A 23,880-nucleotide genomic window follows, 5' to 3' on the forward strand; every position below is an offset into this window, starting at 1 on the left:
GCCCGTCAACGGGATTTACTCTGTCATCGGTTGGTCCACGCCATAACGCGCATTGTCTTTGCCCAAGGTGGCTGCAACTCCGACCGAATTTCCCGAAGAACGGAACTCCGGCGCAATTGGCAGCGGCAAAGCGGGCGTGTTCCGGTCAGAGATTTTTACGGTCCGCCCGAACACGTCACGCGCTTTGAAATGCGGGTCGCGCGCCGCCTCGGCGGGCGTTTTCACGACCGAACAGCAGCAATCGGCCGCAGCCAGCAGAGGCTCCCAATGGGTCGAGGGGTGTTTCCTCAGACGACGCGCAACCTCCGCGGCACTGGCATCGGGATCGGACCAGTCATCGCGAAGTGCCACCGGCAAACCAATGACATCGCAGAACGACTGCCAGAACTTTTCTTCCAACGCGCCGACGGCGATCTGACGCCCGTCCGCAGCCGTATAAAGCCTATACCGGGCCAGGCCACCCGTCAGGCGGCTGCTACCGTTTTTAATGTTCTGCCCGGCAATCACACCTTCGGCATGGGCCCAATAGGCAAAGGCGAACGCCCCCTCGGACATTGCGATATCCAGATGCGTCCCCTGCCCGCTTGCCTGCCGCGCAATCAGGGCCAGCAGGATATTCATCACTGCAGGATAGGTTCCGCCTCCGATATCGGCGACCAGTCCGAACGGTGCCGTTGGCTGGTCATCCGGTCCGCGACTGAGCGACAGGATACCCGTATCACCGACGTAGTTGAGGTCGTGGCCGGCTGCGCTGGCCTTTGGTCCGGTCTGGCCATAGCCGGTGATCGAACAATAGATGAGACCGGGATTGATCTCGCGCAGAGCATCATAACCAAGCCCGAGCCGGTCCATCACGCCGGGACGGAACTGCTCTACCAGAACATCGGCCTTCTCGATCAAGGGGCGCAGCCATTCCACTGCACCCCTCGACTTGAGGTCGATGGCAACCGATCGCTTGCCGTGGTTCAACACGGCAAATCCGATGCTCTCTCCGTCGATCTTGGGCTCCGTGTGGCGCGCGTCCTCGCCGACTCCGGGCCGTTCGAACTTGATTACTTCGGCCCCGACCTCGGACAGCATGAGCGTCGCCATCGGACCGGGAAGAAGTGTGCTGAAATCCAGCACCAGGATATCCTTGAGCGGTTGAGCCATCTTCACTACCTCAGGCGAAGCGTGCCGCGCCGTTGTTCAGAACAACCACATCGCGTGCCGGGATCGACGCCCGGAACCGGGCCTCGCCGTCCTCTTCCCAGATTTCGAACCGCACGGTTTCGCCGGGATAGACCGGCGCCGAGAACCGAACATCCAGACCGACAAGCCGGGCCGCATCATAGTCAAGCAACGTCTTGAGAATCGCTCGGGCCGCCAGCCCATAGGTCGCCAGACCATGCAGGATCGGGCGGTCAAACCCGACAGAACGGGCAACATCCGGGTCAGCATGAAGCGGATTGAAATCACCGCTGAGACGATAAATAAGGGCTTGGCGCGGCAGGGTATCGATATCACATACATGATCAGGCGCCCGATCAGGCAGCACTGCGGGTGCCGGACCCGCCTGGTTTTCACCGCCAAACCCCCCATCACCGCGACAGAAAGCCGACATCGCCACGCGTGCCAGTTTTTCACTGCTGTCCGCGTCGATAATATCACGGCTTTGGTAAATGACGGCTCCCTTGCCCTCGCCCTTGTCGGCGATGAAGTCGATCTTGCTGCGGCCGACAATCCGGCCATGTGTCGGCAGCGGCTTGTAGATGTCGAGCCACTGTTCTCCGTGCAGCACTTTTTGCCAGTTTACGCCGGTCTTGGGATCGCGCAGCCAGAAGCCGGGATACCCCAAAATGACCGCCATCGAGGGAACTGCCTTGAGCCCGTCCTCATAGACATAGGCCAGCTCCTTTTTGTCGGTCGGATCCTCGCCGAACCCAAGGCCGAGTGCATACAGGATGGTATCCCGCTCGGTCAGCGTCTGTTCGATTTCCTCAAAGTCCCAGTTCAACAGTGCATCGAAATCCAATGGCATTTACTTTCCTCCCTTAGTTGCCGTCAGAGCGTGTTTTGCGATCCAAGTATGGCCGTGACCTGACTGGACAGCACACCACCATTGCCATGCGCCAGCGCCAGGTCGACATCTTTCAATTGAATGCCCGGCGCGTCGCCACGGATCTGACGCGCAGCCTCAATCACTGTGAAGATTCCGTACATCCCGGGGTGCACGCAGGACAGGCCGCCGCCATTCGTGTTCACCGGCAAGACGCCGCCAGGCGCGATGCGTCCGCCCTCGACAAAGGCCCCTCCCTCGCCCTTCGCGCAGAACCCAAGATCTTCGAGAAACAAAATCGTGTTGATGGTGAAGGCATCATAGAGCTCGACCGCCTGTATGTCCGCAGGGGTCACTCCGGCCGCCGCAAAGGCGCGCGCGCCCGAGTCGCGGGCCGCGGTCACGGTGAAATCCTTCATCTGGGAAATCTGCCGGTGCGAGCTCTCCGCCGCACTGCCCAGCACATAGACAGGCGCCTTCGGGAAATCCCGGGCGCGGTCCGCGCGGACCATTACGATCGCGCCGCCACCGTCGGTGACAAGACAACAGTCGCGCACGGTCAATGGATCGCCCACCATGCGCGCACCCAGCACGTCCTCGCGGGTCAGCGGGCCGCGCTCGAACGCTTCGGGGTTGCGCTGCGCCCAGGCCCGCGCGGCGACGGCCACGTCGGCCAGCTGTTCGCGGGTGGTGCCATATTCATGCATGTGCCGCGCCGCCGCCATCGCATAGGCCGAGATCGGATAGCGCGGATTATACGGCGCCTCGTAGGCCGGCGGACGTGAAGCGGTCACCAGTCTGCCCGACGCGGTGCGCTGGTTGGAGCCATAAACAATCAGCGCGACATCACACAGACCGGCGTCCAGCGCCATGGTCGCGGACGTCAGGTAGTTTACGAAGGACGAACCGCCCGACATCGTGCCATCAATGAAACGGGGCTGGATGCCCAGATACTCCGCCGCCATAAGCGCCGGCATGCTGTCTTCCATCATGGTGCAAAACAGCCCGTCGACGTCGGACAGTTTCAGCCCGGCATCGCCAAGCGCCGCAAGCGCAGATTGCGCCATGACATCATAGGCCGTCAGGCCATGGGCTTCTCCGAAACCGGCATGACCAGTTCCCACGATGGCGGATTTCCCCCGAAGTTCAATGGTCATGGCTTATCTCTCCGACGGCTTGAAAAGCACGGCCGGAGCGCCCTCGGCCTCGCCCACGAAAGCGGTTACAGGCATGTCGATAGCGACCTCACCCGGGGCGATGCCCTCGACCCGGCTCATCATCCGGACACCCTCGTCCAGCTCGACGACACATACGTTGTAGTCACCGCCCCGTTCGGGTTTTCGGCGCACGACCGTTGTGGTGTGGACCCGTCCCTTGCCCCTCGCCTTCATCCAAGAAATCGCGCTGCCATGACAATGGGGACACAAGACTCTCGGGAAAAAGTGATAGGCCCCGCAGTCGTCGCACTTTGGCAGCAGGATCTCTCCCTCTGCCAGCGCGCGTTGGAAAAATTGGTCTGGTCCTATGGCGTCCTGCACCAGCGTTCTCCTTCAAGCGATCCAGTCTTCGTCCAACCGTATTGATTATGTTTCTAACAATTGTTAGATTTAGTCAACCATTCAAGATCATTTGCGAGAAACTCATGCCAGGTTCAGACTTAGCCCCCCTTTCCGGCAAACTCGTCGTTGCGTTGGAACAGGCAGTCGCCGCGCCTTTTTGCTCCTCGCGGCTGGCCGATGCCGGCGCGCGCGTGATCAAGATCGAACGCAAGGGAGCCGGCGATTTCGCCCGCGCCTACGATACCGCCGCCAACGGCGAAAGCGCCTATTTCACATGGCTTAACCGAGGAAAGGAATCGGTGGCGCTGGACATTAAAGCCGACGAGGACCGGGAAATCCTGCTCAGGATTCTGGAAAACGCGGATGTGTTTATTCAGAACCTCCTGCCGGGCGCGCTGGCCAAGCTCGGGCTCGATTCCACAAGTCTGCGAAAGAGGTTCCCGCGCCTGGTGACCTGCGACATCACCGGATATGGCGAAGACGGCCCGATGCGCAACGCCAAGGCCTACGACCTTCTTGTGCAATGCGAAAGCGGTCTGGCATCAGTGACCGGTACACCCGACGGACCAGGACGGGTGGGCGTGTCGGTCTGCGATATCGCCACCGGTATGACAGCCCATGCTGGAATCTGCGAAGCACTTGTCGGGCGTGATCGCACCGGCAAGGGCAGCGGCGTTTCCGTAGCAATGTTCGATGTGATGGCCGACTGGATGTCGGTACCGCTGCTGTATCACGATTACCTTGGCAAGCCTACACCGCGTGTCGGGCTGAACCACACGGTCATCTGTCCCTACGGGGCCTATCAGTGCAAAGACGGCCAGCTTGTCGTCATTACCGTGCAACACAACGGCGAATGGCAACGGTTCTGTGAACACATACTGGGCGACGCGGCGCTGGCAACCGACCCCCGTTTTCACGACAACACGTCACGAATTGAAAACAAACCCGCGCTCGAAGAGCTCATCAAGGCCGTGTTCGCCTCGCATGATCGCACCGAGATGCTGAAGCGCCTTGACGCTGCGGGCATTGCCTCCGGCGCGGTGAACGACGTGGCGTCCCTGTCCGATCACCCGCAGCTTGACCGATCCGTGATAGGCACACCCTCGGGCGAGATCAACGTCCCGACACCCCCGATCCGGCGCAGCCTCGGCGAAACGGCACTGGGCCCCTGCCCGGCCTTCGATGCGGAAGGTGAAGCCATACGCGCCGAATTCGGGCCCCTTTCATGAAAACGGTGGACAACTAAAACGGTGGACAACCAAATGACCGCTGAGAACAAACCGGCGATCCTTCAAGGCGTGAAGATCGTCGATCTGACTTCTGTAGTTTTCGGACCTTTGGCGACGCAGATGCTGGGCGATCTGGGGGCCGATGTGATCAAGGTGGAAGGCCCCGAGGGCGATCTTCTTCGCCAGGTCCAGCCATCGCGCAACAAGCTGATGGGGGCCGCTTTTCTGGGGACCAACCGTAACAAGCGCAGTGTCGTACTCGACCTCAAAACACAAACCGGTCGCGATCAGTTGCGCAAACTGCTCATCGATGCCGATGTGATGATTTCGAGCATCCGGCCTGCGGCGCTTGCCAGATTGGGTTTGGATCCCGAATCCCTACGCCAGAAAAACCCGAACCTGATCACGGTATCCGCCACCGGTTTCGGGCAGGACGGGCCCTATGCCGCCAAGCCTGCATTCGACGATTCCGTCCAGTCGGTGTCGGGATTGGCCAGCTTGGCTACCTTGCGCGACCCCGAGGCACCGCCCGCTTATGCCCCGACAATTCTCGCCGATAAGCTTGGCGGGGTCACTGCTGCCTATGCCGTGATGGGTGCTCTGTTCCACCGCGAGCGCACTGGAGAAGCCCAGCATGTCGAGGTTCCGATGTTTGAAACGCTGGCCGCCTTCCTGTTGATCGAACATATGGATGGTGCCACCTTTGAAGAGGCTCCGCAGGATTTCGGCTATGCCCGCATGCTGGTTCCGCACAGGCGTCCGGTTCAGACGGTAGATGGCTATATCACCATTCTGCCCTACACCAACGTGCAATGGGCGCGGTTCTTTCAGGCGGTCGGGCGCGACGACATGATCGACCATGTCTGGGTCACTGACATGGATGCCCGAAGCCGCAACATCGGCGCGGTATACGATATGGTGGCGCAGATTGCGCTGACCCGGACCACGGATGACTGGCTTGCCCTGATGGAGCAGGCAGACATACCCGCCATGCCGGTGCGCAACCTGTCAGATTTGCCGAACGATCCCCATCTTGCCGCGACCGGCTTCTTCCAACGGATTGATCACCCATCCGAAGGACCGATCTGGACGACACGCCCGCCGATACGATTCTCGGCAACACCGGCGCGGCATGATCATCGCCCGGCCCCGCGACTTGGGGAACACAGCGACGAGATTCTGGTGCCGGGTAGGGAATAGCCCCACCCGGCACCGGACGGATCAAACATCCAGCGAACGCGCGATCAGTTCCTTCATGATCTCGTTGGTGCCGCCATAGATCATCTGGACCCGGCTGTCGGCATAAAGACGCGCGATGGGGTATTCCATCATGAAACCGTAACCGCCGTGCAGTTGCAGGCATTCATGCATGACCTCGTTCTGCGTCTGGCTGCCCCACCACTTCGCCATCGAAGCCGTGGCCGCATCAAGTTCGCCCGCTTCAAGACGCGCGAGCCCGTCATTTACGAAGGAACGTAGCAATTCGGCCTTGGTTTTGCATTCCGCCAGTTTGAAGCGTGTATTCTGGAAGTCCATGATCCGGCTTCCAAATGCCTTGCGGTCCTGAACATATTTCACCGTTTCATCGATCGCAAAATCAATAAAACCGAGGGCGGTAATGCCGATCATCAGCCGCTCCCAAGGCAGCTGCTTCATCAGCTGGTAGAACCCCTGCCCCTCTTCCGGACCAAGCAGGTTCGCCGTAGGCACGCGCACATCCTCGAAGAACAGCTCAGCAGTATCCGAACCTTTCATACCCAGTTTCTTCAGGTTCCGTCCCCGGCGAAAGCCCTCGGCGCCCTCGGTTTCCAGAACGATCAACGAAACGCCCTTAGCGCCGGCGTTGCGGTCGGTCTTTGCCACGATAACAACGAGATCCGCCGTGTGCCCGTTTGTGATAAAGATCTTCGAACCGTTGATCTTGTAGTGGTTGCCATCCTTTTCCGCATAGGTTTGTACGTTCTGGAGGTCAGAGCCCGTTCCAGGCTCGGTCATGGCAATCGCCGCAACGCTGTCGCCGATGACCAGTTTCGGCAACCACTTTTTCTTCTGTTCCTCACTGCCATATGCGTTGAGATAATGGATTACGATGGACTGGATCCCATAGCCCCAACCCGTATCACCGGTGCGCCCCTGCTCGTAGACGGTAATCGCGTCGAACCCGATGCCGCCACCGAACCCACCATATTCTTCGGCAATCGAGCCACCCATGACACCCTGCTGACCGACTGTTTTCCAGAAGTCGCGGTCAACAATTCCCTGCTCCGCCCATTTTTCAATCTTCGGAGCCATCTCTGCATCGAAAAGCCTGCGTGTACTATCGGCGAACATCTTGTGTTCATCCACTGCCCAACTCGGGGAGTTCTTGATCAGAGACATGTTTTATTCCTATCGAGTCATGCTTGCATTGAAAAAATCTAACAAGTGTTTTTTTCTCACAATGAACCCGAGCCGTTCTGACGGGGCGTCACACGGCTTCGGACCGTGCGCATCCGGATTTATCCAATCAACGCGCCGCCCATTCGGCTCGTATAAAAAGGCCCGACAAAACAGGCGGGCCTTTTTATACTTTTTTGCAATGGCTTACAGCTTGTCGGTCAGTTCGGGCACGGCCTCGAACAGGTCGGCGACCAGACCGTAATCGGCAACCTGGAAGATCGGGGCCTCTTCGTCCTTGTTGATCGCGACGATGATCTTGCTGTCCTTCATGCCCGCAAGGTGCTGAATCGCACCCGAGATGCCGACGGCGATATACAGGTCAGGCGCGACCACCTTGCCGGTCTGGCCGACCTGCCAGTCGTTCGGTGCAAAGCCCGAGTCGACGGCGGCGCGGGATGCGCCAACGGCGGCGCCCAGCTTGTCGGCCAGTTTCTCGATCAGCGCAAAATCGTCTTCCGAGCCGACGCCACGGCCGCCCGAAACCACGATACCGGCCGAGGTCAGTTCGGGACGGTCGCTTTCGGCGACCTTGTCTTCGACCCATTCCGACAGGCCCGAAACGGATGCGCCGCCCACGGTTTCCACGGCGGCCGAGCCACCGGTGCCGGCCGCGTCGAAGCTGGCGGTGCGGAAGGACACGACCTTTTTTGCGTCGCCCGATTTCACCGTCTGGATCGCGTTACCTGCATAGATCGGGCGCTCGAACGTGTCGGCATCGACCACGCCGGAGACATCGGTCAGCATCATCACGTCCAGCAGCGCGGCCACGCGGGGCAGCACGTTCTTGGCGTCGGTGGTGGCGGGTGCCACGATGTGATCGTAGTCGCCTGCCAGCGACACGATCAGGTCGGCGGTCGATTCCGCCAGGCGATGACCCAGCGCGGGGTCTTCGGCGACCAGCACCTTGGCCGCGCCGTCGATTGTCGCGGCTTCTTTCGCGGCGTCGGCGGCAGACGCGCCGGCGCACAGAACCGTCACGTCGCCCAGGGCCTTGGACGCGGTGACCGCCTTTGCGGTCGCGTCCATCGATAGTTCACCATTGTTGACTTCGGCAAGAAGAAGAACAGCCATCACACCGCCCCCTTTTCCTTGAGTTTCGCAACCAGCTCGTCGACCGAGCCAACCATTTCACCGGCGGCGCGTTCGGGCGGCTCGGACGTCTTGACCACGGTCAGGCGCGGGGTGACGTCGACGCCATAGTCGGCGGCCGTCTTTTCATCCAGCGGCTTTTTCTTGGCCTTCATGATGTTGGGCAGCGACGCATAGCGCGGTTCGTTCAGGCGCAGGTCGACGGAAACGACGGTCGGCATCTTGACCTTGATGGTCTGCAGGCCGCCATCGACCTCGCGGGTGACGACGGCGCTGTCGCCATCGATGCCCACTTCCGAGGCAAAGGTCGCCTGGCTCCAACCGAGGATCGCCGACAGCATCTGGCCGGTGGCATTCATGTCGTTGTCGATCGCCTGCTTGCCGCAGAGAACCAGACCGGGCTGTTCCTCTTCCACGACCTTGGCAAGGATCTTGGCCACTGCCAGCGGCTCGATATCCTGGTGCACGTCATCCGCTGCGACGACCAGGATGGCGCGGTCGGCGCCCATGGCCAGTGCGGTGCGCAGGGTTTCCTGCGCCTGTTTGACGCCGATGGATACCGCGACGACCTCTTCGGCCTTGCCGGCCTCTTTTAGGCGGATCGCCTCTTCGACGGCGATTTCGTCGAACGGGTTCATCGACATCTTAACGTTGGCGAGATCGACACCGCTGCCATCCGCCTTGACGCTGACCTTCACGTTGTAGTCGATCACCCGTTTCACAGGCACGAGTACCTTCATTGGCGTGGTCTCCTTGAGTTTTGCGATAAGGTTTCAACCGAGCTAACGGTCTTTGAATTCTGGAGTTCTTTTTTCCGAAAACGCTTTCATCGCTTCGGGAAAGTCATGCGCGCACAGCAAAACGCTTTGGGCATCGCGCTCGATATCCAGCGCCTCGAGATAGCTGCACTCGGCTGCGGCGCGCATCACACGCTTGGCGGTCTGAACGCCAAACATCGGGTGCGTTGCAATCTCGCGGGCAATTTCCAACGCCCGTACTTCGACCTGGTTGGCCGGCACACATTCTTCGACAACGCGCAGGTCCCTAGCGGTGCGCCCGTCGATTTCACGGCCCGTGAGCACAAGCATCCGGGCCACGCCCGCACCGGCGCGCTGCTGAAGCAGCCAGCTTGATCCCGTGTCGGGACAACCGCCGACGCGTGCAAATACTTCGCACAGCCGGGCATCTTCGGCGGCAACGACAATGTCCGCCGACAAGGCCAGGCTGAGGCCCGCGCCAAAAGCCACGCCGCATACCGCAGAAATCAGAGGTTTGCGAAACAGATAGGCCGCGCGTCCGCCATCGTGAACCAGGTCCACCATTTCCGACGTCGCCCGCGCGCCTTTGGCGATCTCGGACTGAAACCCGACAAGATCGCCGCCGCTGCTGAAATGATCGCCGCCGGTCATGACAACGGCACGGATCGTAGCGTCCCGTTCGGCTTCGCGCAGGAGCGCCACCAGTTCTTCGACGAACCCGATGCTGTAAGGGTTGCGTTTTGTCGGCTGAAGAAAACGCAGGATTCCGACAGGGCCTTCCCTGTCCAGGCGAATAAGCTCAGTCATTCAAGTCTCCATCAGGTCCCGGTCCAGACGGGTGCTCGCTTTTCAGCAAAGGCCTTTGGGCCTTCAATCGCGTCGTTGCTGGCGTAAACCACCTCGTGCAGGCGCTTGCCCTCTTTCAGGCCACCCGCACAGCCCAGGTCCATGGTCGCGCGAACGCCGCCTTTGGCCGCAATCACCGAAAGCGGGGCCGCGCTGGCAATGCGTTTGGCAAGGTCGAAGGCCCGTGCGCGGACAGCATCGGGAGTGTCTTCGATATAGTTGGTGAACCCGTATTCGTGCAGGCGCTCGATCGGCATCAAATCGCCGGTCAGAACAATTTCCATAAGGATGGGCTGCGGCAGCATGGACAATGCTGGCGATGCCCAAGGCGATCCACGACCGATCTTTACTTCGGTAATGCCGACCTTGGTTCCCTTGAGACCGACCCTCAGATCGCAATTCAGCGTCAGCATCATTCCGCCCGCCATCAGCGACCCCGTCATCGCCGCGATGATCGGTTTTTTGCAGGCGCGCATGGTCTCGTGAAACGGGTCGCGCATCTTGGTCAGAATATCGACGCCCTCGTCGCGTGCGATTTGTGTGGCTTCCTTCAGATCCAATCCGGCGCTGAAAACGCCGCAATCGGCCGACGTCAGAATGGCCACGCGAACGCTGTCGTCCGCCTCGATCTTCTCCCAGGCGTCGGTCAGCCCGTTCGTCGCCGCCACAGAAAGCGCGTTCTTGCGTTCTGGCCGGTTGATACAGACGGTCGCAATGCCATCTTCAATCTTCACGTTAATGGGACTCATGATACCTGCTTCGTTTCTCTGAACAACTTGGGTGCGTAAAGCTTCCCCGCGATATGTTTACCGCGGGGAAGCTGTGTCCTACTCGACTTTGAAAGTCGCGGAGCTGTGCTTGATGACATCCCACACAACGTCGAGATAGTCGGCGCTCCAGTCGGTCTGCGGAACCCAGGTTTCGCCATTCCACTGCTCGACCCGAGTCTTGCCACCACCACCATGATCTTTGTCGGTCACTGTAACCGGGGCCATGGTGCCGTTTCCATCGAAGTTCTCGATCGATTCATAGGCATTCTTCATGCTTTCCGGTGTGATCGGCCAACCGTTTTCGGCAATCGCGATACGCGCGGCTTCAAAACCGACCGAATAAATCGCCATACCCATGTTATAGTACACGTCTCGCACCAGATTCTCGGGTCCGCTGCCCTTGCCATTGGCATAGTAGGTTTCCAGCATCGTCTTGACGATCGGAACTTCCTGGCCACCGGCCACGTTGGTTCCGCGCAAAATGCCTTTTGCCTCTTGTGCGCCAATGTTGGCGATATCGACCTCGTTGAGCCAGTTGACCGACAGGTAACGGTCGATCGGGAACCGGTTGCGGCGCATTTCCTTCGAGGCAACCACATGCCCGCCAGCCAGAAGCCAGCTGATCACGTAATCTGGCTTATCACGGCGGATATTGCTCCAGGCACCGGCCTGATCCGAACCGGGAAGCGGCACGGGATAAAGCTCCAGTTCGAACCCTTCCTTCTCGGAAAGCGTTTTCAGGATCTCGATTGGTTCCTGACCGAAGGGATAATCCAGATAGATGAACCCGATCTTCGCCTTGCTCAGGTCACCGCCCATCTGGCCCTTGATGAAGGCAACGTTATTTGCCGCCTGCTGCCAGTACGTCGGACCGACCGGGAAAACCCATTCGAACACTTCCCCGTCAACTGCATCGCCACGGCCAACGAAGGACTGCATCAGAACGTTGCCGTCCTTCATGGCACGCGGCAGAACCGCGTTCGTGACCGGCGTGGACAGAAAATTGAATAGGAACACACCTTCGCGCTTGAGCTGCTCATAGCATTCCACACCGCGCTGCGGTTCGTTGCCGTGATCGCGAACGATGATTTCTACCGGATGCCCTTCGATACCGCCATTTTCGTTGGTGTACATCGCCAGATCCTGGGCGGCCTGAGCCACCTGCGGCGAAATGAAAGTGTAGGATTTGCTAAGGTCGAAGCAGAGTCCGAAGCGGATCGGCTCCTTGTCCTGCGCTGCGGCCACAGTCGCGCTTGCTGCCAGCGCAGTAGCAAGGACTACTGCCTTAATGTGCTGTTTGACTTTCATGTTTTCTCTCTCCCGTTGGTTTGGTTTGGGGCGGTGATACCGTTTCGTAAACGCCGCTGCCGCCCCGCGTAGCGTCGCCCTTCCTGCTACCAGTCTTTCACTGCTCGTATTCTGAGGAACTTTCTTTCACCACTTCCCACACGACGTCCGTGTACTCAGAGATCCAGTCGGTTTGCGGCACCCAAGTCTCCCCGTCCCACATCTCGATCCGGGTCTTGCCACCGCCGCCATGATCTTCGACCGTCACCGTAATGGGGGCCATCAGCCCGTTCGCGTCGAATCCCTCAAGCGACTCCAGTCCCGCTTTGTAGGACTTTGCGGTAATCGGAAGGCCTTCGAGTTCTGCCGCCTTGCGCGCGGCTTCGAACATGATTGAATACATGGCCAGACCGGTGTTGTAGAAAACGTCCTGGGTCTTCTCAATCGGGCCCGAACCCTCGCCCTTGTCGTAGAGCTCGGTCATGATCTCCTGATACAGCGCGACGTCCTGACCGCCCACAACATTGGTACCGCGCTTGATACCCTTGGCGGCCTCGTCGCCAATATTGGCGATATCGACTTCGTTCAGCCAGTTGACGGAAATGTATTTGTCCATCGGGATGCGATTGCGCTGCATTTCCTTCGACGCAACCACATGCGCACCGCCAAGCATCCAGACAATCACATGATCTGGGTTGTCCCGGCGCACCTTGGACCACACACCGGCCTGGTCACTGCCAGGCAGTGGCACAGGGTAAAGCTCAAGCTTGAAACCCTCTTTTTCGGACAAGGTTTTGAGAATCTCGATCGGCTCCTGTCCGAAAGGATAATCGAAATACACAAACCCCACCTTCACGTCCGACAAGTCGCCATCATGCAATTGCTTTATGTAGGCAACATCATTGGCCGCCTGTCCCCAATAGGTCGGTCCGATCGGATAGACCCATTCGAAAACGGTGCCGTCGACGGCATCGCCTCGGCCGACAAGCGACTGCATCAGGATACGCCCGTCTTCCATGGCCCGCGGCAGGATAGCCAGAGAGACCGGAGTGGACAGGGTATCGAAAACAAAGACGCCCTCGCGGCTGAGTTTCGAGTAGCACTCGATTCCGCGCTGCGGTTCGTTCCCGTGGTCACGCACGATGACTTCGACCGGTTCCCCACCGATGCCGCCCTTCATGTTGATGAGCTTGGCAAGGTCCATCGCGGCCTGCGAAACCTGCGGCGTGGCAAAGGTATAGGCCTTGCTGAGATCGTAGCAGATGCCGATCTTGAATGGCTCGGCCAGCGCCTGGGTGCCGAACAGCGCCCCGCCAACCATTGAAAATACTGCCAGCGCTTTGGTAAGTTTCTTCATTTTTTCCTCCCTGAACAGTTTTCGAATAGTACGTTAGCTCAGCCAACGTTTGCGTCGGCTGTAGTGCTTGACGTTGTGAAAATCGGTCTCTCCGCCGCCTAGATAGAACTCCTGAATGTCGGAGTTGGATTTGAGCGCCTCGGCCGTGCCGTGCATAACGACGCGGCCGTTTTCGATAAGATACCCTTGCGAAACGATCTCCAGAGCTGCCAGGGCGTTCTGTTCCACCAGCAGGACGGACAGGCCCTCATCCTTATTGATCTTTTGCAGGATGCCGAAGATTTCCTCGACCAGGAACGGAGCAAGCCCGAGACTTGGTTCATCAAGCATCAAAAGCTTCGGCTGGGTCACGAGGGCCCGCCCAATGGCAAGCATCTGTTGCTCACCACCCGACAAATAGCCTGCTTGCGAATTTTTGCGTTCGGCAAGCCGTGGAAAATAGGCGTAAATCTTGTCCTTTTCCGCATTCAGCGTTGATCGGGACATTCCGCGCGGCGCGGCGGCGGTCAGGTTCTCGTCGGGGGTCAGGTGTTCGAAGACCCGTCGCCCTTCGATGACATGACATATGCCCATCTCGACGCGTTTTTGCGCGAGCGCTTCGGTAATGTCCGCTCCCTGGAACGTTATCTCACCTCGGCTGATGCGTCCGCGCTCAGCCTTCAAAAGACCGCTGATCGCTTTCAACGTGGTGCTTTTTCCCGCTCCGTTCGATCCCAAGAGTGCGATCATCTCGCCCTTTGGGACTTGGACCGAAACACCTTTGATCGCCAGTATTACATTGTCGTACAGTACTTCGACGCTGTTCATGGATAGAATGTTTTGGGCTTCAACTTTTTCTTGCATCGGCATTCCCCTATTTCTTGAACTGATCGAAGGGCCAGACCATCAGATAGTCCCTGATGTTGCCGTAGAGTTTTCCCAAACCGAGTGGTTCGATCAGAAGGATAGTGACGATCAGTGCGCCATAGACTGCGTTCGGGATGTGAGCGAGTGTTTCAACATCGATCTGTACGCCAATCCATTCACTCAGCGTGGCGACGAGACCATTCACCAGGCCGGGAACAATAAGGATCAGGGCAACCCCAAAATAGGATCCGATGATGCTGCCAAGACCGCCAACGATCACCATCGCAAGAACCTGAATCGAAACGGCAACCGAGAATTGCTCGGGTGCGGCGAGAAAGAAAAAGGTGGCAACAAGCATCGCACCGCTGACGCCCGCGATGAACGACGAAGTCGCGAATGCGAGAATTTTGTAGTAGAAACTGTTCACACCCAGGATCGCGGCGGCGAAATCTTTTTCACGGACAGCGACCAAGGCGCGACCGAGTCCAGTACGCTTGAGATTAAGCATGAAGATCGTCACCAAGACACACCAGCCGAAGGCGACATAGTAGAAGCCAGTATCAGTGGTAATCTCTTGCCCGAGCAGCGCCAATGTCGGTGACTGGAGCGACGCGTGTGAGCCCCCCGAGATCGCCGGAGAGTGGGTCAGAACCCAGTCCATCACGAATTGCATCGCAAGAGTGGTAAGGGCGAGATACAGTCCCTTGACCCGCAAAGCGGCAAAAGCAAACAGGCTGCCGATCACGGATGACGTCAACCCGCCGATGATCAGGGCGAATTCCCACGGCACCCCGAAACGCGCGGCATGGATCGCCGAATAGGCGCCGACAGCCATGACCGCGGCATAGCCCAGGTGAAGCTGCCCCGCCCAACCTGTCACCAGGTTCAGCCCCAAAGCGGCGGCCGTCCAGATCAGCCAGGGAAGCAAGTAGCTGTTCAGGTAAAGCGACGGAATGATGAACGGCGCGGCAAGACCGATCAGAAAGATGAATGCTGTCAGATTTCTGTCGGCAGGCACCTTGAAGATACGGCTGTCCGAAACGTAGTCGGCGTGATGGACGCCGGAAAGTCTGTAAAACATCCCTTACACCCTTTCGATGTCGTGACGACCGAATAGTCCGTGCGGACGGATCATGACCGTGAGAATGAGCACGGCGGCGACGATAAGCTCACGGCTTCCGCCTCCGACAAGCGGATCGAGGAAATCAGCGCCGACGTTTTCGACGACGCCCAGGATGATGCCTGCGATTACGGCGCCAAGGATACTGTCGAGACCACCGAGAACGGCAACCGTCAGACCTTTGAGAAGCAACAGCGACAGCGCCTGATCGACACCCTGAATCTCGCCCCATATAACGCCCGCGGCGACGGCAACAACGGATGCCAGCGCCCAAGACAAGCCAACGCCGCGTTCAACCGAGATGCCGACCGACCACGAAGCCATGTAATCATCCGCGATCGCCCGCAACTTGATCCCGGTCCGGGTTCGGAAAAACAGCATGAAGGCGACAAACAAGGCGAGCGCAACACCGGCACCAACCAGATGGATGCGGCTGATGAAGATGTCGCCCAAAAACAGTGGATCATAGCTGACGCCCAACTCCATCGAACGTGACGTCCCGCCCCAAATCGCAAGCGTTGTACCCCGCAGGAAAATGTCGAGGCCGAGTGTCAGCATCAAGATCATGACGACCGGCCGACCTGCGAGACGGCGCAGAGCAACACGCTCAATGCCGAACCCAAGGCCGAACATGACAACCGCAGCCAGAGGGATGGCCAGCCACAAGGGTAAACCCACATCGCGCGCCAGCGCCAAGACCACATAGGCCCCGACCATGGTCAACCCGCCCTGCGCCAGATTGGGCACCGAAGATGCCTTGTAAATCAGCACAAGGCCGATGGCGAATAGCGAATACAGCAGACCCGTCAAGGCTCCGTTGATCGCAAGCTCTGATAGAAAGACCCAGTCCATTTATACCTCCCTGATGGGAAGGCTTCTTTCGACCTTCCCTACTTCCCCGGTCTCGTAAGTCACCTGCGCGCTTACATGGACCTCTTTTGAACCGTCGTAGAGCGCCGCGATCACGTCGGCATAGCGTTCCTGAACGACCTTCCTCCGCAGTTTTCGTGTCCGTGTGATTTCACCATCGTCCGGGTCGAATTCTTTCGGCAGACTGACAAAGCGTTGCAGGCGCAATGGCTCGGTGACGGCCTTGTTGACCCGTTGGAACGCCTCGCGAAGCAACGTCGCGACCTCTTCACGCTGAGAAAGATCGGCATATGACACGTAAGGTACGCCGTTCACTTCGGCCCAGTGCCCCACGGCCTCGAAATCCACGCAGACCATCGCCGTCAGTTCCTTCAGCCCGGCGCCAATCACGGCCGCATCCTTGATATACGGGCTGAATTTCAACCGGTTCTCGATGTAGTTTGGAACGTAACGTTCACCGTCGGCGGTGTGCATGACCTCGGAGACACGGCCCAGAACAACCAGGTGTCCGTCGTCTTCCAGATAGCCGGCATCGCCGGTATGCAGCCACCCGCCCTCAAGCGCTTCGGCGGTCGCTTCGGGTTTGTTGAAATACCCTTCGAACACGCTGTCCGAGCGCACCAGGATCTCACCGTCTTCGGCAATGCTGACCTCGACGCCAGGCGCCGGTTTGCCAACCGTATGAAGACGGACCTCGCCCGGAGCCTGAATCGCGTTGATCGCGCTGTTCTCGGTCTGGCCGTAGAGCTGACGCAACTTGATCCCCAGGGCGCGGTAGAACACAAAGGTGTCTTCCCCGATCGCTTCACCGCCGGTGAACGCATTCTTTAGGCGGCTCATCCCGAACTGGTCCTTGATCGGTCCGAAAACCATCACCTCGCCCAGAAGCCGGCCCAATGGCTCAAGTACACCGCCGCTTTTGCCATTCAGCTTGTTCATTTCAGCTGCGATGGCCCGATCCATGAAGAAATGGTACAACCATTTCTTGACCGGGGTCGAATTCTCGATACCGACCTGGATCGTCGTCAGCATCTGGTCCCAGCTTCTTGGCGCCGCCAGATAGAATGTCGGAGCGATTTCGCGCATGTCGCGCACAACCGTTTCCTGACGTTCCGGCACGTTCACGGTGAACCGCCAAAGCAGGGCCGCCGCGACGGTAATGGCAAAATCGCCCACCCAGGCCATCGGCAGATAGGCCAGGATTTCCTCGTTTTCGTCGAATGCGCCCGCTGCATGCCCGTTCTTAGCGGCAGCAAGAACATTTTTCTGACTTAGAACGATACCTTTCGGCTCGCCCGTGGTCCCTGACGAATGCATGAAGATGGCCGGATCTTCGGGTTTTGCACGACCGTAAAGCTCTTCGCGCAGGCCGGGGGCTTCATTCAGATCGTGCTGACCGACTTCGATCAGGTGATCCCAGGACATCAGCCCTTCGACCTCATAGAAACCAAGGCCCCGCGCTTCGTCATAAATGATGTGGTCGATCCCCTCGGCGCCCGCGTCCTTCAGCTCCAGGATCTTGTCAACCTGTTCCTGATCTTCGGCGATGGCCGCGACGATTTCGACTTCGCCAAGAAAGTGCCGGAGTTCTTCGAGCGTCGCGCCGGGATAGGCAGGCATTGCATAGGCACCCAGCAACGAAATAGCCAGCATTCCGCCATACAGCCGCGCCCGGTTGTCGCCCAGGATAAGCACCGCCTTGCCCGGTGTTACGCCGATTTTCTCAAGCCCGGCCGCGCAGGCCAGCACCTCTTCGGCGTATTCCGCCCATGTGGTTTCCTTCCAGATCCCACGCTCTTTTTCGCGAAGCGCGATTTCCGAACCGTGTTTCGAGGCGTTCCGCGCCAGAATTGCGCCGATCGTGTCGCTGCCCGAAGACTGTTTCTTCGTCAAATCAGTCATGCGACCCTCCGATATATGCCTCGATGACCCGCGGGTCCTTCACAACCTCCTTGGGGATGCCACTGGCGATCATTTCACCATAATTCAGGGCCAGCATCCGATCACAAATGCCGGTGATGACATCCATATGATGTTCGATCAGCAGAACGCTGACGCCGCGTTCGGCACGGGCATCCAGAATGAAACGGGAAATATACCCTTTCTCTTCCTGGTTCATGCCGGCCATCGGTTCATCGAGAATCAGCATCTGTGGCTCGGCCACCAATGCCCGCGCCAGCTCGACCCGCTTTTTCAACCCGATCGGAAGACCATCGACCAACTCATGCCGAATGCTCTCGAGCTGTAGAAACTCGATCACCTCCTCGACGATTTTACGGTTCTCGATTTCTTCACGCTGTGCTGCCAACCAATATAGCGCCGTACGCAAAACGCCTGGGCTCATGTGGATGTGCCGCCCGAGCAGGATGTTGTCCAGAACGCTCATCCCGTTGAACAGAGCAAGATTTTGGAACGTTCTTGCAACGCCGAGCTTGGCAACCTTGTGAGGCGCCGTACCCGTAATGTCGTTTCCTGCCAGCCGGACCCTGCCCTCGTTTGGCGGGTAAAATCCGGTAATTGCGTTTGTTAGCGTTGTCTTGCCGCTGCCATTCGGACCGACAAGTCCAAAGATTTCCCCTTGTCGAATAACGAGGTCAACACCGGTGACAGCGACGATGCCGCCGAACCGTCGCTCGACCCCGCTGCACTCCAGTATCGCCCCATCATCGGCTCCGATTGCTGTTTTAATCTTTGTCGTCATCTAGATCTCATTGTCCCCCTAAGGTTCACGGCCAACATCAGGTAATCCGGAAGTAGTCCGGCCGCCCCGTTGGCCATGGATCCCCCCACAATTGCTGCCCACCGTCGATGTTCAGAACTTCACCGGTTACGAATTTCCCTGAATTGGCCGCCATATAGACAACCCCTTCAGCGACATCCCATTCGTCCCCGGCGTGCCGCATCGGGTTGGAGTCCTGAAATGTCGCAGAACCCTCCGGAGGGTAGTTCCCGAAACCGTTGCTTTCGCAGCAACCCGGCGCGACGCAGTTCACTCGGATATCGTGCGGGGCCCACTCCACCGCAACCGACTTGGACAGGTAAACTACCCCTGCCCGGGCCGCACAGGTATGCGCGATGCCGGGCATGCCGCGCCAGATATCGGCCACGATGTTGACGATGGAGCCTGGTTGCTTGTTGGCAACCCAGTGGCGCGCCGCGGATTGCATCATCCACCAGGTGCCGTTGAGGTTGGTGTCTATGACCGCATTCCAGCCCTTTGGACTGAACTCCAACGCAGCTTGCGGAAACTGACCCCCAGCATTGTTCACCAAAACGTCAATCGCCCCGAACTCCTGGTTCGTCTTGGCGACAAAATCCTCGACCTGCTCAGGCTCCCGGATGGTCATAGGCACAGCGAAAACTTCGCCCCCGAAACTTTCAAGGAACTCCTTGGCCAAAGCCAGTTTCTCTTCGTTGCGTCCATTGATCGCCAGATTGGCCCCGAGCCTTGCGAACAGGGTCGCAATTGCCAGCCCCAATCCGCCTCCAGCGCCGGTCACCACAACGATTTTGCCGGTGAATAAACCGCTTGCGTAAACGGTTGCACGTTTTGATAGGTCCTCCCTCGAAGACCCAAACTGCGTCTTATTCATGACGCCTCCTCCCATTCCCCATTAGGGGCAGTTGCCAGTAATCTAACGGGTGTTAGAAAAATGGTCAAGACACCTTTTCCCACCAGCCCCGCCCGTCATCTCCGATCAGTAAGACTTTGGAAGCCCAAGGGCTTTTTCTGCTATGAACGACAAAAGCATCTGCGGTGTCACCGGTACGATGCGGAACAGCAGAGCCTCCCGTACCAGTCGCTCCACGTGATATTCCTTGGCGTATCCGAATCCGCCAAATGTAATTTGCGCGGCTTCGGTCGCCTCGACCGCGGCGTCGGCGGCCAAAAGCTTGGCAGCGTTCGCCTCGACGCCGCAGGATTCTCCCGCATCGTAGAGGGCTGCAGCGTGCATCACCATGAGATTGGCAGATTCCACCCGCGCCCAGGCTTTGGCGAGCGGATGCTGAACACCCTGATTTTGGCCGATTGGGCGGTCAAAAATCACACGTTCGTTTGCATAATGCGCCGCGCGCGCCAGTGCGTTGCGCGCAATACCGATACATTCGCCGGCCACCAGGACGCGTTCGGGATTCAACCCGTGCAAAATTTGTCTAAAGCCTTTGCCTTCCTCCCCGATCAGGTCCTCAGCCGGAATCGGCAACCCATCGATGAAAACTTCATTCGAATCGACAGCTTTTCGACCCATCTTTTCGATCTCTCGCACGTCAACGAAATTTCGGTCGAGATCTGTATAGAACAGGCTCAGCCCTTCGGTCGGGCTGCTCACATCTTCAAGCCGCGTTGTCCTGGCCAGAAGCAGCATCTTGTGGGCCACCTGCGCGGTAGAAATCCAGACTTTTTGTCCGTGCACGACATATCTGTCCCCCTGCCGCACCGCCATGGTCTTCAGCTTTGTGGTATCCAGCCCCGTCGTCGGTTCGGTCACGGCGAAACACGCCTTTTCGTCACCCGCGATCAGAGGGCCAAGCATACGCGCGCGCTGCTCATCGGTCCCGAACTTCACCACCGGGTTGAGCCCGAAAATGTTCATGTGGATGGCCGAGGCTCCGCTCGCGCCGGCCCCCGACTCGGCGATTGCCTGCATCATTATGGTCGCCTCGGTGATCCCCAGACCCGCGCCGCCGACAGCTTCTGGCATGGCGATACCTAGCCAGCCGCCATCGGCCATTGCCCTGTGCAGTTCATGGGGAAAACCACCGTTGCGATCCCGATCCAGCCAATAGTCGTCGTCGAACCTTCCGCAAATCCGCAGAATCTGGTCGCGAATCTCTTGTTGGTCGGCGGTCAATCGAAATGTCATAGCGCGCGCCCTCCTTCCAATCTTACGAGCCCAGCCTCACATAGGGCCGTGATCCGCTCATCGTTAAAACCAAGATCACGCAGAATGCTTTGGCTGTCTGCGCCAGGCGGTCGTCCCAGCCAACGAAGCTGACCGGGCGTCGCGCTGAGATGAGGGACCGGGCCAATGACCTGAGTCTGTTCGCCAGCGACCGACACGATATCCCCGCGATGGCTTATCTGCTCGTTCGTCGTGATTTCCTCGACACTCAACACACGCGAGGCAACGGCATCATGGCGGGCGAATACCGCCTCCACTTCCTTAGCTGTGTGCTGCATGACAAAATCATTGATCGCATCGAAGACCACCGCCATGTGCTGCGACATCTCGCCAAGTGTCGCAAACCGCGGATCATCGGCAAGGGCGTCCCCGCCGACTGCCCGCAACAGTCGTTGCGCGGTTTCCGCGCTTCCTGCGGAAACGGTCAGCCACACCCCATCGGACGTTCGGAACATCCCCCCCGGAGCAAAGTCCATCGGCTGGCGCAGCCCATTGCGCCGCGGCGAGAGCTTCGCGCCCGTCAATGCGGGAACAGGATAGTCCATCAACCGAAGCAACGCCTCGAACACCGCAAGATCGACGACCTGACCGCGTGCAATGCCCTTTTCGCGAGCAAATAGCGCGATCATGACTCCCAAAGCGCCCATCAGCCCTGTCGTGCTGTCGGCTGCCGGAAACCCGGGGTGCATCGGCGGCCCGTCGGGAAAACCGGTCAGATGTGCTAAACCACTCATGGCCTCCGCAGCACGTCCAAACGCTGGCACGTCGCGCATCGGACCGTCCTGTCCGTAACCTGAAACCCGCAAGACAACCAAGTCCGGGTTCCAATCGTGCAGGACGTCTGGCCCAACACCAGCACGTTCTAGCACACCCGGACGGAAATTTTCGATCAGCACGTCGGCATCTTCAACCAACCTGCGCAGGATGTCCCGGCCCTCGTCGGACTTCCAGTCCAGGCCTAGTGTTTTCTTGTTGCGGCCCAAAGTCTTCCACCAGACGCCCACCCCATCCTCTGCCTTGGGTCCAAGGTCGCGCATCATATCCGTCCGGTTGGGGGCTTCGATCTTGATGACATCTGCACCAAAATCCGAGAGTAAAGCTGCCGCAAGTGGTCCGGCAATTACGTGACCAAGTTCTATAATCTTCAGTTGATCAAGGGGTCTAGACATCTGCACTTTCGACTCTGCTAATTTTCTAATGGTTGTTCGATTGCTAGCAAAGGCGAAGTCTGACCTCAAGATTCAAAGGTAATCACCTCCCCGAAAACGTAGCCGCCCGGTTGTTACCATGGATCAGTTCATTGGCGTCCAGTTCCATGGAAGCGGTTCGTTGAGCGGGTTGGTCATGTGATTGTGGATGCGGTCGAGGATTTCGGCCAGCCAGGCTTGCGGATCGTGGCCGTTCATCTTGGCTGTCTCGACAAGGGACATCGCCCGGGACAGCGTTTCGCCACCGCTGTCGGAGTGTGCGAAAAGCCAGTTCTTTCGCCCGATGCTGATCAGGTGATGGGATCCCCGAAAACTGGACCGGTTTGGCTTAGAGTTTTCCGCACGAATGAAGCGACACCCATCTTTGGACCAGCGGCGGGCAGAGTTTTCCGGCTATTGACCTGCTACCCGATGCTGGACCACCCGGGCGGGCGCTTCCGGTCATTCCGCGGTCAGTGAGGGCCATCTGCCACCGACCGATCCATGAGCTCTATCGGTGGCTTGTTGCCGATCGAGCTGTGTGGGCGAACTTCGTTGTAGTCTCTGCGCCAAGCCTCGCATTTTCGGGCCGCGTCGTCGAGGGTCATGAACCAGTGGGCACTCAAGCACTCCGCCCGGAACTTGCCGTTCAGGCTCTCGATGAAGGCATTGTCCGTCGGCTTCCCGGGACGCGAGAAGTCCAGGGTGACGTCCCGCTGGTAGGCCCAGAGATCAAGGTCGCGGGAGACGAACTCGCTGCCTTGGTCGACCCGGATCGTCCTCGGCAGGCCGATTTCGGCGCCGACCCGTTCGAGCACCTCAATCACGTCCGGGGCGCGGAAGCTGAACCGGGGCACGATTGCCGGGGCGTAGCGGCTGAAGGTGTCGACGATCGTCAGAACCCGGATCTTCGTGCCCGTCGCGAGTTGGTCGTGAACAAAGTCCATGGCCCAGGTCTCGTTGCTGCGAACTGCCGGGCAGCGGTCCTCGCGCAGGTTCGCCTTGACCCGTCGCTTCGGCGTCTTGTTCCTGAGCTGCAAGCCTAACGCCTTGTAAAGGCGATAAACCCTCTTCTGGTTTATGGCCCAGCCTTCGCGCCGCAGCAGGACATGGATGCGCCGGTAGCCGTAGCGTATCCGTGTCGCTGCGATCTCCTTGATCCGTTCCATCAGTGCGGCCTGCGAGCGGCGCCTGCCTTTGTAGTGGTAGCTCGATCGCTCGGCCCGCAGCACCTGGCAAGTCCGCCGGATGCTGACCTTCCAGGTCGCCCGAACCTCATCGACGAGCTGGCGCCGCCGCGCAGGCCCTACAGTTTTTTTGCCAGCACGTCCTGCAGCATCGCCTTGTCCAGGCTCAGGTCCGCCACCAGCTTCTTCAGCTTGCCATTCTCGTCCTCAAGCTGCCGCAGCCGGCGCATCTCCGACGGCATCAGCCCGGCATACTTCTTCCGCCAAGCATAGAACGTCGCCTCACTGATCCCGGCCTTCCGGCACACCTCGCCGATCACCGTGCCCTCTTCCGCCTGCTTCAGGACGAACGCGATCTGCGCCTCGCTGAACTTCGATCTCTTCATGTCAGCTC

Annotated in this window: 22 protein-coding genes and 1 pseudogene; 2 read left to right on the forward strand and 21 right to left on the reverse strand. The window is 58.9% G+C overall.

The window, feature by feature from the left end; all coding sequences use genetic code 11:
• Positions 1-15 precede the first annotated feature (15 nt).
• The 4 genes from ATO3_RS23945 to ATO3_RS29495 are packed head-to-tail and all read right to left on the reverse strand — an operon-like array spanning position 16 to position 3,576.
• Positions 16-1,152: a CaiB/BaiF CoA transferase family protein gene (locus ATO3_RS23945; protein WP_088652418.1), complete on the reverse strand. Its 1,137-nt coding sequence runs from the start codon at positions 1,150-1,152 to the stop codon at positions 16-18.
• 10 nt (positions 1,153-1,162) lie between these two features.
• Positions 1,163-2,020 carry a MaoC/PaaZ C-terminal domain-containing protein gene (locus tag ATO3_RS23950; RefSeq protein ID WP_198963345.1) on the reverse strand — a complete coding sequence of 286 codons (858 nt, stop codon included), beginning with the start codon at positions 2,018-2,020 and terminating at the stop codon, positions 1,163-1,165.
• Positions 2,021-2,043: 23 nt separating this feature from the next.
• The gene (locus tag ATO3_RS23955) at positions 2,044-3,195 is read right to left on the reverse strand and encodes a thiolase (protein WP_088652420.1); all 1,152 of its coding nucleotides are present in this window, start codon (positions 3,193-3,195) and stop codon (positions 2,044-2,046) included.
• 3 nt (positions 3,196-3,198) lie between these two features.
• Positions 3,199-3,576, reverse strand: a complete 378-nt coding sequence (locus tag ATO3_RS29495) for a Zn-ribbon domain-containing OB-fold protein (RefSeq protein ID WP_088652421.1) — start codon at positions 3,574-3,576, stop codon at positions 3,199-3,201.
• Positions 3,577-3,680: 104 nt separating this feature from the next.
• Here ATO3_RS29495 and ATO3_RS23965 point away from each other — a divergent pair, with 104 nt between their 5' ends.
• Both ATO3_RS23965 and ATO3_RS23970 read left to right on the forward strand, forming a co-directional pair.
• Positions 3,681-4,826, forward strand: coding sequence for a CaiB/BaiF CoA transferase family protein (locus ATO3_RS23965; protein ID WP_088652422.1), 1,146 nt, complete (start codon positions 3,681-3,683; stop codon positions 4,824-4,826).
• Between the two features lie 33 nt (positions 4,827-4,859).
• A complete protein-coding gene (locus ATO3_RS23970; protein ID WP_088652423.1) occupies positions 4,860-6,026 on the forward strand; it encodes a CaiB/BaiF CoA transferase family protein in 1,167 nt (388 codons plus the stop codon).
• 21 nt (positions 6,027-6,047) lie between these two features.
• On the opposite strand, the gene ATO3_RS23975 is transcribed toward ATO3_RS23970, so the two are convergent.
• From ATO3_RS23975 to ATO3_RS24055, 17 genes and pseudogenes are all read right to left on the reverse strand, one after another.
• A complete protein-coding gene (locus ATO3_RS23975) occupies positions 6,048-7,205 on the reverse strand; it encodes an acyl-CoA dehydrogenase family protein (protein WP_088652424.1) in 1,158 nt (385 codons plus the stop codon).
• Between the two features lie 204 nt (positions 7,206-7,409).
• The gene (locus tag ATO3_RS23980; RefSeq protein ID WP_088652425.1) at positions 7,410-8,336 is read right to left on the reverse strand and encodes an electron transfer flavoprotein subunit alpha/FixB family protein; all 927 of its coding nucleotides are present in this window, start codon (positions 8,334-8,336) and stop codon (positions 7,410-7,412) included.
• Complete coding sequence (locus ATO3_RS23985; RefSeq protein WP_088652426.1) at positions 8,336-9,094, reverse strand: electron transfer flavoprotein subunit beta/FixA family protein; 759 nt, start codon at positions 9,092-9,094, stop codon at positions 8,336-8,338. The genes ATO3_RS23980 and ATO3_RS23985 overlap by 1 nt, the downstream gene beginning before the upstream one ends.
• Positions 9,095-9,136: 42 nt before the next feature.
• Complete coding sequence (locus ATO3_RS23990) at positions 9,137-9,919, reverse strand: enoyl-CoA hydratase/isomerase family protein (protein ID WP_028095212.1); 783 nt, start codon at positions 9,917-9,919, stop codon at positions 9,137-9,139.
• Positions 9,920-9,930: 11 nt separating this feature from the next.
• Positions 9,931-10,692 carry an enoyl-CoA hydratase/isomerase family protein gene (locus ATO3_RS23995; protein ID WP_233152301.1) on the reverse strand — a complete coding sequence of 254 codons (762 nt, stop codon included), beginning with the start codon at positions 10,690-10,692 and terminating at the stop codon, positions 9,931-9,933.
• A gap of 93 nt (positions 10,693-10,785) precedes the next feature.
• Positions 10,786-12,036 carry an ABC transporter substrate-binding protein gene (locus tag ATO3_RS24000; RefSeq protein WP_088652428.1) on the reverse strand — a complete coding sequence of 417 codons (1,251 nt, stop codon included), beginning with the start codon at positions 12,034-12,036 and terminating at the stop codon, positions 10,786-10,788.
• A gap of 97 nt (positions 12,037-12,133) precedes the next feature.
• The gene (locus ATO3_RS24005; RefSeq protein WP_332888721.1) at positions 12,134-13,372 is read right to left on the reverse strand and encodes an ABC transporter substrate-binding protein; all 1,239 of its coding nucleotides are present in this window, start codon (positions 13,370-13,372) and stop codon (positions 12,134-12,136) included.
• A gap of 33 nt (positions 13,373-13,405) precedes the next feature.
• Positions 13,406-14,215: an ABC transporter ATP-binding protein gene (locus tag ATO3_RS24010; RefSeq protein ID WP_088652452.1), complete on the reverse strand. Its 810-nt coding sequence runs from the start codon at positions 14,213-14,215 to the stop codon at positions 13,406-13,408.
• A 10-nt stretch (positions 14,216-14,225) separates the two neighbouring features.
• On the reverse strand, positions 14,226-15,299 hold the full coding sequence (locus tag ATO3_RS24015; RefSeq protein WP_088652430.1) for a branched-chain amino acid ABC transporter permease: 1,074 nt from the start codon (positions 15,297-15,299) through the stop codon (positions 14,226-14,228).
• 3 nt (positions 15,300-15,302) lie between these two features.
• Positions 15,303-16,190: a branched-chain amino acid ABC transporter permease gene (locus ATO3_RS24020; RefSeq protein WP_067919594.1), complete on the reverse strand. Its 888-nt coding sequence runs from the start codon at positions 16,188-16,190 to the stop codon at positions 15,303-15,305.
• Positions 16,191-18,110 (reverse strand): AMP-dependent synthetase/ligase, encoded by a 1,920-nt coding sequence (locus tag ATO3_RS24025; protein WP_088652431.1) that lies wholly within the window; start codon positions 18,108-18,110, stop codon positions 16,191-16,193. It lies immediately after the preceding gene.
• Positions 18,103-18,909, reverse strand: a complete 807-nt coding sequence (locus tag ATO3_RS24030; RefSeq protein WP_088652432.1) for an ABC transporter ATP-binding protein — start codon at positions 18,907-18,909, stop codon at positions 18,103-18,105. The genes ATO3_RS24025 and ATO3_RS24030 overlap by 8 nt, the downstream gene beginning before the upstream one ends.
• 37 nt (positions 18,910-18,946) lie before the next feature.
• Positions 18,947-19,801, reverse strand: a complete 855-nt coding sequence (locus ATO3_RS24035; protein ID WP_028095203.1) for an SDR family oxidoreductase — start codon at positions 19,799-19,801, stop codon at positions 18,947-18,949.
• A gap of 105 nt (positions 19,802-19,906) precedes the next feature.
• Complete coding sequence (locus tag ATO3_RS24040) at positions 19,907-21,073, reverse strand: acyl-CoA dehydrogenase family protein (RefSeq protein WP_028095202.1); 1,167 nt, start codon at positions 21,071-21,073, stop codon at positions 19,907-19,909.
• Positions 21,070-22,281: a CaiB/BaiF CoA transferase family protein gene (locus tag ATO3_RS24045; RefSeq protein WP_035367056.1), complete on the reverse strand. Its 1,212-nt coding sequence runs from the start codon at positions 22,279-22,281 to the stop codon at positions 21,070-21,072. The genes ATO3_RS24040 and ATO3_RS24045 overlap by 4 nt, the downstream gene beginning before the upstream one ends.
• 123 nt (positions 22,282-22,404) lie before the next feature.
• Positions 22,405-22,611 (reverse strand): annotated as a pseudogene (locus ATO3_RS24050) (transposase domain-containing protein); the annotation flags it as partial.
• A gap of 161 nt (positions 22,612-22,772) precedes the next feature.
• Positions 22,773-23,872, reverse strand: a protein-coding gene (locus tag ATO3_RS24055) for an IS3 family transposase (protein WP_088652433.1) whose coding sequence is annotated in 2 segments (ribosomal slippage) — positions 22,773-23,620 and positions 23,620-23,872 — 1,101 coding nt in all. Because the reading frame shifts where the segments join, the coding sequence is not laid out codon by codon here.
• Positions 23,873-23,880: the final 8 nt, after the last annotated feature.

Source organism: Marinibacterium profundimaris, from assembly GCF_002210095.1.
In the GTDB taxonomy this organism is placed as follows: domain Bacteria; phylum Pseudomonadota; class Alphaproteobacteria; order Rhodobacterales; family Rhodobacteraceae; genus Marinibacterium; species Marinibacterium profundimaris.